10 protein-coding genes are annotated in these 13,675 nt (G+C 71.5%); 1 reads left to right on the top strand and 9 read right to left on the bottom strand.

The window, feature by feature from the left end; all coding sequences use genetic code 11:
• Positions 1-90 precede the first annotated feature (90 nt).
• The 9 genes from ACFUNE_RS27440 to ACFUNE_RS27400 form a co-directional block, all read right to left on the bottom strand.
• Positions 91-1,332, bottom strand: a complete 1,242-nt coding sequence (locus tag ACFUNE_RS27440) for a pseudouridine synthase (protein ID WP_383573516.1) — start codon at positions 1,330-1,332, stop codon at positions 91-93.
• On the bottom strand, positions 1,332-1,982 hold the full coding sequence (scpB, locus tag ACFUNE_RS27435; protein WP_383573514.1) for an SMC-Scp complex subunit ScpB: 651 nt from the start codon (positions 1,980-1,982) through the stop codon (positions 1,332-1,334). Before scpB ends, ACFUNE_RS27440 begins: the two co-directional genes overlap by 1 nt.
• Positions 1,979-3,211 (bottom strand): segregation and condensation protein A, encoded by a 1,233-nt coding sequence (locus ACFUNE_RS27430; RefSeq protein ID WP_383573511.1) that lies wholly within the window; start codon positions 3,209-3,211, stop codon positions 1,979-1,981. The genes scpB and ACFUNE_RS27430 overlap by 4 nt, the downstream gene beginning before the upstream one ends.
• A gap of 101 nt (positions 3,212-3,312) precedes the next feature.
• Positions 3,313-3,915, bottom strand: coding sequence for a hypothetical protein (locus ACFUNE_RS27425; RefSeq protein WP_383573508.1), 603 nt, complete (start codon positions 3,913-3,915; stop codon positions 3,313-3,315).
• On the bottom strand, positions 3,900-5,018 hold the full coding sequence (locus ACFUNE_RS27420; protein WP_383573505.1) for a ParA family protein: 1,119 nt from the start codon (positions 5,016-5,018) through the stop codon (positions 3,900-3,902). Before ACFUNE_RS27420 ends, ACFUNE_RS27425 begins: the two co-directional genes overlap by 16 nt.
• Before the next feature lie 359 nt (positions 5,019-5,377).
• Complete coding sequence (gene ald, locus ACFUNE_RS27415) at positions 5,378-6,493, bottom strand: alanine dehydrogenase (RefSeq protein WP_383573821.1); 1,116 nt, start codon at positions 6,491-6,493, stop codon at positions 5,378-5,380.
• A gap of 144 nt (positions 6,494-6,637) precedes the next feature.
• Positions 6,638-8,710: a tetratricopeptide repeat protein gene (locus tag ACFUNE_RS27410; RefSeq protein ID WP_383573502.1), complete on the bottom strand. Its 2,073-nt coding sequence runs from the start codon at positions 8,708-8,710 to the stop codon at positions 6,638-6,640.
• A gap of 301 nt (positions 8,711-9,011) precedes the next feature.
• Positions 9,012-9,638 (bottom strand): NUDIX domain-containing protein, encoded by a 627-nt coding sequence (locus ACFUNE_RS27405; protein WP_383573499.1) that lies wholly within the window; start codon positions 9,636-9,638, stop codon positions 9,012-9,014.
• A 77-nt stretch (positions 9,639-9,715) separates the two neighbouring features.
• Positions 9,716-11,386 (bottom strand): CTP synthase, encoded by a 1,671-nt coding sequence (locus ACFUNE_RS27400; RefSeq protein WP_383573496.1) that lies wholly within the window; start codon positions 11,384-11,386, stop codon positions 9,716-9,718.
• 438 nt (positions 11,387-11,824) lie between these two features.
• Between ACFUNE_RS27400 and ACFUNE_RS27395 the strand changes: the two genes are divergently transcribed.
• On the top strand, positions 11,825-13,627 hold the full coding sequence (locus ACFUNE_RS27395) for a glycoside hydrolase family 15 protein (RefSeq protein ID WP_383573819.1): 1,803 nt from the start codon (positions 11,825-11,827) through the stop codon (positions 13,625-13,627).
• Positions 13,628-13,675: the final 48 nt, after the last annotated feature.

The following is a 13,675-nucleotide window of genomic DNA, read 5'->3' as shown; positions in this document are numbered from 1 at the left end:
GAACGGCGGCGGCGAAAGGCCCGCGGCCGGTTCCTGTTCGAAAAGACGAACGAGGAACCGGCCGCGGGCCGTTCGGGGTGGGGCGGTCGTCTACAGACCGACCTCGCGCATCAGCATGCCGACCTCGGTGTTGGTCAGGCGGCGCAGCCAGCCCGACTTCTGGTCGCCCAGCGGGATCGGCCCGAAGGACGTCCGCACCAAGCGCTCGACCGGGAAGCCGGCCTCGGCCAGCATCCGGCGGACGATGTGCTTGCGGCCCTCGTGGAGCGTGACCTCGACCAGGTAGTTCTTGCCGGTGTTCTCGACGACGCGGAAGTGGTCGGCGCGGGCGTACCCGTCCTCCAGCTGGATGCCGTCCTTGAGCCGCTTGCCGAGGTCGCGCGGGAGCGGTCCCTGGATGGCGGCCAGGTAGGTCTTCTTCACGCCGTACTTGGGGTGCGTCAGACGGTGGGCCAGCTCGCCGTGGTTGGTGAGCAGGATGATGCCCTCGGTCTCGGTGTCGAGCCGCCCGACGTGGAACAGCCGCGTCTCGCGGTTGGTGACGTAGTCACCGAGGTTCTGGCGGCCGTCCGGGTCCCCCATGGTGGAGACGACGCCGGCGGGCTTGTTCAGGGCGAAGAAGAGGTGCGACTGGGTCGCGACGGTCAGGCCGTCGACCTTGATCTCGTCCTTCTGCGGGTCGACGCGCTTGCCCTGTTCCAGGACGATCTCGCCGTTGACCTCGACCCTGGCCTGCTCGATCAGCTCCTCGCACGCCCGGCGAGAGCCCATGCCGGCCCGGGCGAGGATCTTCTGCAGACGCTCGCCCTCCTGCTCGGCACCCGGGTGGGTCTTCGGCGTCCTGATCTCGGGCTTCTCGGCGTACCGGTCCCGGTTGCGCTGCTCGATCTTGGCGTCGAGCTCGCGGGGACGGGACGGGGCACCCACGCGCCGTCCGCCCTTGCTCACGTTCTGTGCGGGCTTGGGGCCGCCCTTGGCCCCACCGCGGGCTGCGGCGCCGCGGCCCTTGCGGGGGCCGCCGTCGCCGCCCGGCTTGTCGGAGCCGACGTCGTAGCGGCGCTCCTCGGGGCGGGGCCGACGGGGGCGCTGCTCCTGCTGGTCGTCCCGCCCGGAGCCGGAGACCCTGGGGCTCGGGTTGCTGTTCCTGCCGGTGCCGGAGTTGTTCCTGGCGCCGCTCCAGCCGCCACCGCTGCTGCCGCCGCTCCTGGAGCCGCCGCCGCTCTTGCCGCCGCCGCTCCTGGAGCCGCTGTTGCCGCCGCTCCTGGAACCGCCGCTGTTGCCGCCGCCGCTCCTGCCGCCGCTGCTTCCGCTGTTGCTGCCACTGCTTCGCATCAAAAATCCGTCTTGTCGTCTGCGTGAGTTTCCGGGGTGTCCGGTGCGTCCGGATCGAACGACGGCACACCCTCTAGCGTCTCAGCCTCGATCGCGTCCGCCTCCGGGAGGAAGGGCGCGAGCTCCGGGAGCTCGTCCAGGCCTCGCAGGCCCATGCGCTCCAGAAAGTAGTTCGTCGTCCTGTACAGGATCGCACCTGTTTCGGGTTCCGCGCCCGCCTCCCCGACGAGACCCCTCTGGAGCAGGGTCCGCATGACGCCGTCGCAGTTCACTCCGCGCACCGCCGAGACCCTCGACCGGCTGACCGGCTGGCGGTACGCGACCACCGCGAGGGTCTCCAGCGCCGCCTGGGTGAGCCTGGCGTGCTGACCGTCCAGGACGAAGCCCTCGACCGCCTCCGCGTACTCCGGGCGGGTGTAGAAGCGCCAGCCGCCGGCGACGAGCCGCAGGTCGAATCCCCGGCGCTGGACGGTGTACTCGTCGGCCAGCTCCCGCAGGGCGTCCGCGACGGCCCTGCGGGGCCGCTGGAGGACCTTGGCGAGGTGTTCCTCGGTGGCGGGCTCGTCGACGACCATGAGGACCGCCTCCAGGGCGGGCCTCAGGTCGAGCCCGGCGACCGCGGTGTCGCGCCCCTCGTCGTCTGTGCTCATGTCCGTACGTCCTCCTGCGGCTCGCGCGCCTCTTGGTCGAACTCGTCCGTGACCACCGGCTCCGCCCCCTCGGCGCCGGCCCAGCGGACCAGGAGTTCGCCGAGCGCCTCCTCCTGGTCGAGCGCGACCGCCTTCTCCCGGTAGAGCTCCAGGAGCGCCAGGAAGCGGGCGACGACCGTGAGGGTGTCCTCCGCGTCCTCGGTGAGCGCCCGGAAGCTGATCTCGCCCTCCGCGCGCAGCCGCGCCACCACGATCTCCGCCTGCTCGCGCACGCTCACCAGGGGTGCGTGGATGTGGTCGACGTACACCTGGGGCTTCGCCTTCGGCTGCATCGCCTTCACGGCGAGCCGGGCGAACCCCTCGGGGCCGATGCTGATCACGACCTCGGGCAGCAGCTCGGCGTGCTGGGGTTCGAGCCCGACGGTACGGGGGTAGCGGCGGGACTCGGACTCCAGCCGGTCGCTGAAGATCTCCGCGATCCTCTTGTACGCGCGGTACTGCAGCAGCCGCGCGAAGAGCAGGTCCCGCGCCTCCAGGAGGGCGAGGTCCGCCTCGTCCTCCACCTCGGCCGTGGGCAGGAGCCGGGCGGCCTTCAGGTCGAGCAGGGTCGCCGCGACCACGAGGAACTCGGTGGTCTGGTCGAGGTCCCAGTCCGGCCCCATGGCGCGGATGTGCGCCATGAACTCGTCGGTGACCCTCGACAGCGCGACCTCGGTCACATCGAGCTTGTGCTTGGAGATCAGCTGGAGGAGCAGGTCGAAGGGCCCCTCGAAGTTGACCAGCCGCACGGTGAACCGCCGGTCGCCGCCGGAGTCGTCGGCCGTCCCCCCGCCTGCCGCGCCGGGTCCGGGCCCGACGGCCACGCCGCCCGGGGCGGCCTCAGCGGGTTCCGGCGGCTCCGCGACGGGGAGGAGGGCACCTGTCGCGCCCTGAGAGGCCTCTACGGGCCCGGTGGCGCCCGGAACGGCTTCAGGAGCGTGCGTGGGCGCCTCGGCGCCGGACCGGGCCGACGGAGCCTCGTGGAGGGCCGCAGGAGCCGCTGGGGCCTCCGGGAGGGCCGCGGGGACTTCAGGAGCCGCTGGAGCCTCGTGGAGGGCCGCGGAGGCCTCAGGAGCCGCTGGAGCCTCGTGGAGGGCCGCGGAGGCCTCAGGAGCCGCCGAAGCCCGTATGCCCGGGCCGCGGCCGAGGGCGCGGCGGGTCGGGCGGGGCGGGTCGTCGGCAGTCGGCATGTGCTGGGGTCCAGGGGTGCGGCGGGAGGCGGGCGGTGGGCCCCGGGGCGGGGCCGCCCGTGCGGCGGCCCTCCCCCGGCAGGCTACCGGCGCGGCGCCGGTCAGCGGCCCCGCAGCCTCCGTACGAGGATGCTCGCGTCGCCGCGCGACTCCAGGTCGGCGAGCACGACGGCGACCGCCTCCCGGACGATGCGCCCGCGGTCGACGGCCAGACCGTGCTCACCGCGCAGGACGAGGCGCGCGTGCTCGAGGTCCATCAGTTCCTCGGCCGACACGTAGACGGTGATCTTCTCGTCGTGGCGTTCCCGGCCGCTGGGCCGGCGGTTCGCGCCCCTCCCGCCACCGCCCCCGCGTCCGCGCTGCGGCTGGACGGAGGGGGCCGCCTCCTGGGGCGGTGCCGTACGGGCCCGGGGCGGGGCGGATGCCCCGCGGTCGTCCCCGTCGGCACGGCTGCGGGAGCCGCCGCCGTCGGCGTCCGCCGCGGAGTGCTCCTCCCGCGACACCGCTGCGGGTGTGTCACCGCTCGCCGGTGAGCCGCCCTGACCGGTGTCCCCCGCCGCATCGCTTCCTCCGGCCGGTGCGGGCACCCGCGCCTCGCCGTTCGCCTTGCGTCTCCGCTCGGCGGGGGACGAGGCCTGGAGGCCCATGCCCCCGGTGGTACGGAACAGCTCGTCGGCCCCCGGCAGACTCACTCGGCGTGACACCGGGCGAGCACCTCCCTGGCGAGCTGGCGATAGGCGGCCGCACCGACCGAGTTCGACGCGTACGTGGTGATGGGTTCGCCGGCGACCGTGGTCTCCGGGAAGCGCACGGTGCGTCCGATGACGGTGTGGTAGACGTGCTCGTCGAAGGCCTCGACGACGCGCGCGAGCACCTCACGGCTGTGCACCGTGCGGGAGTCGTACATGGTGGCGAGGATGCCGTCCAGCTCCAGCTCGGGGTTGAGTCTCTCCTGCACCTTCTCGATGGTCTCGGTGAGCAGTGCCACACCGCGCAGCGCGAAGAACTCGCACTCCAGCGGGACTATCACCTTGTGAGCCGCCGTCAGGGCGTTCACGGTGAGCAGACCGAGCGAGGGCTGACAGTCGATCACGATGTAGTCGTAGTCGGCCATCAGCGGCTTGAGGGCGCGCTGCAGCGTCGACTCCCGGGCCACCTCGCTCACCAGCTGCACCTCGGCGGCGGAGAGGTCGATGTTGCTCGGGAGCAGGTCCATGTTGGGCACGGCCGTCTTCAGCAGGACCTCGTCGGCCGCCATGCCCCGCTCCATGAGCAGGTTGTAGACGGTGAGGTCGAGCTCCATCGGGTTGACCCCGAGGCCGACGGACAGGGCTCCCTGCGGGTCGAAGTCGACGAGCAGGACGCGTCGGCCGTACTCCGCGAGTGCGGCGCCCAGGTTGATGGTCGACGTGGTCTTGCCGACGCCGCCCTTCTGGTTGCACATCGCGATGATCTTCGCGGGACCGTGGTCGGTCAGCGGACCGGGAATCGGGAAGTACGGCAGCGGCCGGCCGGTCGGGCCGATCCGCTCGCGGCGCTGGCGGGCGGCGTCGGGCGCGAGCGTGGCCGCGTACTCCGGATCGGGCTCGTATTCGGCATCGGGGTCGTAGAAGTGCCCCTCGGGCACCTCGGCGAAGTCGGCGAAGTGGGCGGTCTCTCGGCCACTTTCGTTGCCGGCCATGGCGTTCACGTGTAGGCCGTCCATCATCTGGGGGGCTGTCGTCATGTGCTGGTGGGTGGCGAAGGTGCGGACAGCGACGGAGCCGACAGCTTCGAGCCCGATCGGGCTCAGACCCCGTGCAGGCATCCCTGGTTGACCACCCCCGGGAGTAATTGTCGACTCATTCACAAGTCGTCTTACCTCCTTGGATGTGACCAGGAAACTTATCGATAGGTCAGCGTGGCACCATGCCGACGATTGGCGACTCTATGGCGTGTCACCGGTTCGCAGCAACACAATCCGCCGGACCCGGCCCGATGTGTCGGCAATCGAACACCCCTCTGTCAAGAGCACGGAGCGCCCGGGGCGCACCTTTCGCGGGGGTGCAAATCGGGTGGAGGGTTACGTCTCCGGCCAGTTGGACCGGGCCCTCTCATGCGTCCGGCCGGACCTTGCTGGGCAAGGTCCGGCCGGACGCGCGAGGTTGACGGAGAGGGTTGACCCGCTCAGCCGAGAAGCGTGCTCAGCTCGACGTGGTCGAGGCCGTGCGCCTCGGCCACCCCGCGGTAAACCACCTGGCCGTCATGGGTGTTGAGGCCCTTGGCGAGAGCGGCGTCACGGCGCAGGGCATCGGCCCAGCCGCGGTTCGCGAGCTCCAGGATGTAGGGCAGCGTGGCGTTGGTGAGGGCGTACGTGGAGGTGTTCGGCACGGCGCCCGGCATGTTCGCGACACAGTAGAAGACCGAGTTGTGGACCATGAAGGTCGGCTCGGCGTGCGTGGTCGGGTACGAGTCCTCGAAACAGCCGCCCTGGTCGATCGCGATGTCGACAAGAACACTTCCGGGCTTCATCTTGGCGACCAGCTCGTTGGTGACCAGCTTGGGCGCCTTCGCGCCCGGGATGAGCACGGCGCCCACGACGAGGTCGGCCTCGACGACGGCCTTCTCCAGCTCGAGGGCGTTGGAGACGACGGTCCGCACCTTCGTGCCGAAGACCTTGTCCGCCTCGCGCAGCTTGTTGATGTCCTTGTCGAGCAGCGTCACGTGGAAGCCGAGCCCGACGGCGATCTGCGTGGCGTTCCATCCGGAGACCCCGCCGCCGATGACGACGGCCCTGGCCGACCCCGTACCGGGGACACCGCCGGGGAGCACGCCGCGTCCGCCGACCGAACGCATCAGGTGGTAGGCGCCGACCTGCGGGGCGAGGCGGCCGGCCACCTCGGACATGGGGGCGAGCAGCGGCAGCGCGCGGGTCGCGGTCTCGACGGTCTCGTACGCGATGGCCGTGGTGCCCGACTCCAGCAGCGCGTCCGTGCACGCGCGGGAAGCGGCGAGGTGCAGGTACGTGAAGAGGGTCTGGCCCTTGCGGAGGCGGTGGTACTCCTCGGCGACCGGCTCCTTGACCTTGAGCAGCAGGTCGGCGGCGGCCCAGACCTCGTCGGCGGTGGGCAGGATCAGCGCGCCGGCGGCGACGTACTCCGCGTCCGGGATGGAGGAGCCCTCACCGGCGTGCTGCTCGACGAGGACCTGGTGGCCGTGACGGACGAGCTCATGCACTCCGGCAGGGGTGATCGCCACCCGGAACTCGTTGTTCTTGACTTCGCGGGGGATGCCGACCTTCACGTCGATCACGGTCCTTGGCTCGGAGATGTGCTCGGACATAGCGGGAGATACCCGCATGAACCAAGCATAGGGGGAGACACCACAGAGATACGCGGCAGAGCCATCATTAATGAAGGACTTCTCGCTGTCCAGCCTTACAAAGCATTAAGTTTCGACGGAAGTACTACGGATTTCGTAGGCCGAGCCCTTCTCCTCCAGCAGTCTGTCGGCCGCCGCACGGTGGAGCCGGGCCGCCGCCGGGTCCCCGAGCCGGTCCAGCGTGTCGGCCAGCCTGAGCTCCAGCGCCGCCTGAAGTCGCACGTCACCGGCCCGGCGCGCCAGGTCGACCGCCTCCCGGCAGGTGTGCAGCGACTCCTGCGGCCGCCCCGCGTACTCCTGCACCCGCGCGGCCTCGCTGAGCGCGCGGGCCTGGGCCGGCAGGTCCCCGAGCCTGCGGTGCCCCGCCGCCGCGGCCCGCCAGTCGCGCAGGGCCTCGCCGTAGCGTCCGGCATACGTGTGGACGGCTCCCAGCCGGCCGTACAGCCGGGCCTCGTCCGCCCGCTCCCCCTGGCCGAGGCGCTGCGCGAGGGCCCGGCCGTACCAGTCGGAGGCCCGGTTGAAGTCCCCCAGCTCGGCATACGCGCCGCCTGCGGATTCCATCGCCCGGCCGGTCGCGTAGAGGTCGTTCGCCGCCCGGCCGGCGTCGAGCGCGGCCCGGTAGCGGGCCAGCGCCTCGCGCGTACGGCCGGTCCCGGCGTCCAGATCGGCGAGGTTGAGCAGGGCCGCGGCCTTCTCGCGGGGCAGGTCGCGGCGCTCCGCCACATCGAGGACCAGGCCGTGCAGCCCGTACAGCACGGGGGCGGCGTCCTCGGTCCCCCGGGGCACGGCGAGGGCCCGGACGAGCGCGGCCACCAGCCGGCGGGCGAGGGTGTCCAGGTCCCCCTCCCGCACCGCGGCGCGCGCGGCGGCCAGCAGCGCCGGCTCCCTGGTCCTCAGCCACTCGGCGGCGGACTCCGGATGGGGGAAACGCAGGGAGCGCGGCAGCCCCGCCAGCCTGCGGCGGGCCGGGGAGTCCTCCGGGTCGGTGATCGCACGGCAGGCCTGGAGCCGCCGCACGGTCCGCTCCAGCATCCTGGCCCTGGCCAGCTGGATCTCCGCGGGCCGCTCCCGCTCCTCCAGCACGGCACGCACCAGCGGGACGAGACAACCGGGCACCTCGTACTGCGGCAGCTGCGCACCGTTCGTCCGGAGCAGTCCGAACCGGACGAAGTCGTCCAGGGTGGTCTGGGCGGCCGACACCGAGCACCCGGCCAGCGCGGAGGCGGTGTGCGCGTCGGCCAGTCCGGCGGGGGCCAGGGCGAGCAGCCGCAGTATCCCGGCGGCGGCCGGCGGCAGCGAGTCGTGGACGAGCCGGAAGGCGCGGGCCAGCGGCCGGGCGCCGGCGGGCTGTTCGGTGTCGTCCTGCTGGTCGCGCAGCTGCTTGGCGACGTCGGCGACCGACGCGCCGGGCCGGGCGGCGAGCCAGCCCGCGACCAGGGTCAGTGCGGCCGGCTGCCCGGCGCACTCCTCCGCGAGCGTCTCGGCGGTGCGCGGATCGACGGTGATGCGGACCTGCCCGATGGTGCGCGCGAGCAGCTGGACGGCGGAGCCCGTGTCCAGCCCGCCGACGGTGCACGGGCGGACGCCGGGGATGCCGGTGAGGGGGCCGGTCGCGGTGGCGACGACCAGGCAGTCCGGGTTGTCCGGCAGCAGCGGATCGACCTGTTCGGCGTCCACCGCGTCGTCGAGCACGATCAGGGCGCGGCGCACGGCGAACGCCTCACGGACCATCTCGGAGAGCTCGTCCTCGCCGGCACCGGGCGGGGCGGTGACGGAGAGGAGGTCCAGGAGTCCGCGCGCGGTGCGCTCCGCGGGGACGGGTTCACCCCCGGGTTCGGTGAGCGAGACCCTGAACACCCCGTCGGGATAGTCGCCGGGTTCCGCCAGCCGGCGGACGAGTTCGGCGGCCAGGGCGGTGCGTCCGGATCCGGGCCGTCCCGCGATCAGCAGGACCCGGGCGCGTGCTGATTTGCGGCCGGCCAGGGTGTCCAACCCCGCCTGCTCGACGTCTTCCTGAAGGGCTTTCAACTCACGTTCGCGGCCGAAGAATTGGGCCGGGACGGCGGCAGGCGGTTCCTTGGCTCCCGCCGTCCCCGCCACTCCGGCCGGGCCGTTGGTGTCCACCGCCTGATCGGTCACGGGCCACGCTCCACTTCGCTGCACGCGGTTGCCCGCCGGAACTCCGGGCGGGGCCTTTCGAGCGTAGTTCAGTGGTGCGGGCGATCACGGCCGAGCGCGGCGGACACGTCCCTCGATCGGATCAGCTTTTCGTACGATCGGCCCACGATCGGCCCGGCGTCGGAACGCCCCGACGAGGACGGCCCGGCACCGGGCGGACCCACGAGAAACGGACCGGCGGCGGGGCGGCCCGGCGTGGGGCGCCCCGACGACGAGCGGCCCGCCCCAGGAGGGACGGGCCGGCGGCGGGGCGGAGGGGGTGTCAGGCCTCGAAGGGGCGGGCCGGCCAGGGCGCCTCGGCGGGACGCAGCGAGTCCACCCCGTCGCCCGCGAGCACCGCGGTCAGCGACAGGACGCCCACGACCAGGCAGTTGTTGTGCAGGTCTCCGGCGAGGACTCCCCGTACGAGCTCCTCCAGGGGCACCCGCGCCTGCTCCATGTCGGCCTCCTCCTCGGCGACCTCGAAGCGCTCGCCCTCGGCCTCGGAGAGGTCCCGGGCGAGGAAGACGCGCACGGCTTCGTCGCAGCCGCCGGGCGTGGTGTAGACGTCGGTCAGCACCCGCCAGTCCTCGGCCTTGACGTGCGCCTCCTCGTACAGCTCGCGCTGCGCGGCGTGCAGCGGGTTCTCGCCGGGGATGTCGAGCAGCCCCGCCGGGATCTCCCACAGCTTGTGGCGCACCGGGTGCCGGTACTGCCGCAGGACGAGGACCCGGCCGTCCGCGTCGAGCGCGAGCACGGCCACGGACCCGGGATGCACCTGGTAGTCACGGCTGTGGACGCTGCCGTCGGGCATCACGACGTCGTCGGTGCGGACGCTGGTCTTGTTACCGGTGAAGGGGGTCACCGTCGCGGTGACCTGCCACTCCTCGGGCGTGTCCTGGAAACCCATGTACGTCCTCCCACGAACAAACAGAAACCGGGGCACGCATCCCGTCAAGGATCCGTACCCCGGTCAACCGTATCGCCTTACGCGTCGCTGTCCGTCGCCCGCGCCGCGACCTTGCGCTCCACGGCCGCCTTCACCAGACCGGCGAAGAGCGGGTGGGGGCGCGTCGGGCGGGAGCGCAGCTCCGGGTGCGCCTGGGTGGCGACCAGGTAGGGGTGGACCTCACGCGGGTACTCGACGTACTCGACGAGCTTGTTGTCCGGGGAGGTGCCGGAGAAGACCAGTCCGGCCTTCTTCTCGAGCTCCGCGCGGTAGCCGTTGTTGACCTCGTAGCGGTGGCGGTGGCGCTCCTCGACGTAGGGCTCGCCCGCGTAGGCCTCGCGGACCAGGGAGCCCTCGGCGAGCTTCGCCGGGTAGAGGCCGAGCCGCATCGTGCCGCCCAGGTCGCCCGCGCCCTCGACGTAGGCGAGCTGCTCCTCCATGGTGGAGATGACCGGGTGGCCGGTGGCGGCGTCGAACTCGGTGGAGTTGGCGTCGGGGATGCCGGCGAGGTTCCGCGCGGCCTCGATCACGATGCACTGGAGGCCGAGGCAGAGGCCGAGCAGCGGCACCTTGTTCTCGCGGGCGTACTGGATGGCGCCGACCTTGCCGACCACACCGCGCTCGCCGAAGCCGCCGGGGATGCAGATCGCGTCGACGTCACCGAGCTGGTTCAGCGCGCCGGCCGGGGTCTTGCAGTCGTCGGAGGCGACCCACTTGACCTTGACACGGGCCTTGTTCGCGAAGCCGCCGGCCCGGATGGCCTCGGTGACCGAGAGGTAGGCGTCGGGCAGGTCGATGTACTTGCCGACCAGGGCGACGGTGACCTCGTGGTCGGGGTTGTGGACGCGGTCGAGCAGATCGCCCCACGTGGTCCAGTCGACGTCGCGGAACGGCAGGTCGAGCTTGCGCACGACGTAGGCGTCCAGGCCCTCGGAGTGCAGCACCTTCGGGATGTCGTAGATCGACTTGGCGTCCGGGCAGGCCACCACGGCGGCCTCGTCGACGTCGCACATCAGCGAGATCTTGCGCTTGATGGAGAGCGGTACGTCGCGGTCGGCGCGCAGCACGATCGCATCCGGCTGGATACCGATGTTGCGCAGCGCCGCCACCGAGTGCTGGGTCGGCTTGGTCTTGAGCTCACCGGACGGGCCGATGTAGGGGAGCAGCGAGATGTGCACGACGAAGACGTTGTCCCGGCCCACTTCGTGGCGGACCTGTCGGACGGTCTCCAGGAACGGCAGCGACTCGATGTCGCCGACCGTGCCGCCGACCTCGGTGATGACGACGTCGACGTCGGCGGTGGCCATGCGGCGGATGCGGTGCTTGATCTCGTTGGTGATGTGCGGGATCACCTGGACGGTGTCGCCGAGGTACTCGCCGCGCCGCTCCTTGGCGATGACCTGCGAGTAGACCTGGCCGGTCGTGACGTTGGCCGAGCCGTCGAGGTCGACGTCGAGGAAGCGCTCGTAGTGGCCGATGTCCAGGTCGGTCTCGGCTCCGTCGTTCGTGACGAAGACCTCACCGTGCTGGAAGGGGTTCATCGTGCCGGGGTCGACGTTGAGGTAGGGGTCGAGCTTCTGCATGGTGACCCGGAGGCCACGTGCCTTGAGCAGGGCACCCAGGCTGGAGGCAGTCAGACCCTTGCCGAGGGAAGAGGCGACACCCCCGGTGACGAAGATGTGCTTGGTCGTCGTGGATGTGGGCTGCATAGCCAAAGGGGGCTCCCGTGGTCGCGATCGTGAGGTGCGTGCCGGCATGCCGTACGGAGATTTCCGGAGGCGCCGTCGCTGCGGTTCGGGGGCCTCGTCCACTGTCGGGACGACCACCGGTCCACGGGCTACCAGGGTATCAGCGACGAAGAGGGGTCGCTTCCGGCCATGTCTCCGACGCGACCGGCACAAGATCGTCACGTCCGTTTCAGGTCCCACCCATTCGCCCGTGACAGGCGACGGACAACTGGCGGACAGTCGCGCGGATCTCCCGGGTGCGTCGTATCCTGCTCGGACACTCGCTGCCGAGTTGGCCGGCCCAGCGGCTCCACCCCAGCCCGCTCACCCGTGCAAGAGCTCGTCGGTTCTACTACAACGACCCCTTGACCAGCAGTAAGCGCCCTGCGGGGCGACATGGCCGTTCGACTGGAGACGCACGTGGCCGGGCGCATCGAGGATTACGCACTCATCGGAGACATGCAGACCGCAGCCCTGGTCTGCCGGGACGGCACAGCGGACTGGCTGTGCCTGCCCCGTTTCGATTCACACGCGATTTTCGCCGGACTTCTCGGCACCGAGGAGCACGGTTTCTGGCGGCTGGGACCCGCCCGTCCCGAGGGGGCGGAGGCTCCCGCGGCGGACCGGCGCCGCTATCGCGGCGACTCGCTCATCCTGGAATCGGAGTGGGACACACCCCGCGGCACGGTCCGCGTGACCGATTTCATGCCCCCGCGTGACGGGGCTCCCCAGCTCATCCGCATCGTGGAGGGTGTGAGCGGCCGGGTTCCGATGCGCTCCGAACTGCGGATGCGTTTCAGCTACGGGCGGGTCACCCCCTGGGTGCACAAGGTCGACAACCGCACGGTCGCCGTCGCGGGCCCCGACTCGGTGTGGCTCGACACGGAGGCGGAGACGTACGGCCAGAACCTGACGACGTACTCCGACTTCACCGTGGCCCCGGGCGACCGGATCGCCTTCACCATCAGCTGGCAGCCCTCGCACCACGAGCCGCCGAGCGTGCCGGAACCGGAGTCGTCCCTGGAGGCGACGGAGAGTTTCTGGCGCGAGTGGGTCGAGCAGTGCACGTACCACGGCCCCTACCGGGAGGCCGTCGTCCGCTCACTGATCACCCTGAAGGCGCTCACCTACGCGCCGACCGGCGGCATCGTGGCCGCCCCGACCACCTCCCTCCCGGAGGACATCGGCGGCTCGCGCAACTGGGACTACCGCTACACCTGGCTGCGGGACGCGGCGATCACGCTCTCCTCCCTGCTGCGCACCGGATACCGCGAGGAGGCCCGCGCCTGGCGCGAGTGGCTGCTGCGGGCCGTCGCGGGCGACCCGGAGAACCTGCAGATCATGTACGGCATCGCGGGTGAGCGGGAGCTCGGCGAGGCCGAGCTGGACTGGCTGCCCGGTTACGAGAACTCCGGACCGGTGCGGGTGGGCAACGGCGCGGCGAACCAGCTCCAGCTCGACGTCTACGGCGAGGTCACCGAGGCGCTGCACCTGGCGCACATGACGGGGCTGACCCGCAACGACTACGCGACGGGTCTCCAGCTCAAGCTGATCAGCTACCTGGAGAAGCACTGGGACGAGCCGGACGAGGGCATCTGGGAGGTGCGCGGACCGCGCCGGCACTTCGTGCACTCCAAGGTGATGGCCTGGGTCGCCGTCGACCGCACGATCAAGCTGATCGAGTCCGGGGACGCCGAGGGACCGCTGGAGCGGTGGCACCAGCTGCGCGACGACATCCACCGCGATGTCTGCGAGCGGGGCTACGACCCGGAGCGCAACACCTTCACCCAGTCCTACGGATCCCGGGAGCTGGACGCCTCCCTCCTGCTGATTCCGCAGATGGGATTCCTGCCTCCCGACGACAAGCGGGTCATCGGCACCATCGAGGCGATCCAGCGGGAGCTGTCCACGGAGGACGGTTTCGTCCTGCGCTACCCCACCGAGGGCGACTCCGCGGGCGTGGACGGTCTGGAGGGCGACGAGGGCGCCTTCCTGGCCTGCTCCTTCTGGCTGGCGGACGACCTGGCGATGATCGGCCGGGTCGACGAGGCCCGCCGTCTCTTCGAGAAGCTGCTGTCCCTCCGCAACGACCTCGGTCTGCTGGCCGAGGAGTGGGACTCCGGGCTCCAGCGCCAGGTGGGGAACTTCCCCCAGGCGTTCAGCCACGTGCCGCTGATCGACACGGCACTGCGCCTGACGGCCAGCGGAGCGTACGTGGGCTGATCCGGAGGGCGTGGCAGGACCTCCGCAGGAACGGCCGATCGCCTCGGC

It is taken from the genome of Streptomyces sp. NPDC057287 (assembly GCF_042667905.1).
Taxonomy (GTDB): Bacteria; Actinomycetota; Actinomycetes; order Streptomycetales; family Streptomycetaceae; genus Streptomyces.
Note: the sequence above shows the minus strand (reverse complement) of the source record. Positions and strands in the feature narration are given on the sequence as shown.

Bases quoted from the DNA above. Each gene is read 5' to 3' on its own strand.
- ACFUNE_RS27440 (WP_383573516.1), bottom strand. From the start codon at position 1,332: ATGCGAAGCAGTGGCAGCAACAGCGGAAGCAGCGGCGGCAGGAGCGGC.
- scpB (WP_383573514.1), bottom strand. From the start codon at position 1,982: ATGAGCACAGACGACGAGGGGCGCGACACCGCGGTCGCCGGGCTCGAC.
- ACFUNE_RS27430 (WP_383573511.1), bottom strand. From the start codon at position 3,211: ATGCCGACTGCCGACGACCCGCCCCGCCCGACCCGCCGCGCCCTCGGC.
- ACFUNE_RS27420 (WP_383573505.1), bottom strand. From the start codon at position 5,018: ATGCCTGCACGGGGTCTGAGCCCGATCGGGCTCGAAGCTGTCGGCTCC.
- ACFUNE_RS27405 (WP_383573499.1), bottom strand. From the start codon at position 9,638: ATGGGTTTCCAGGACACGCCCGAGGAGTGGCAGGTCACCGCGACGGTG.
- ACFUNE_RS27400 (WP_383573496.1), bottom strand. From the start codon at position 11,386: ATGCAGCCCACATCCACGACGACCAAGCACATCTTCGTCACCGGGGGT.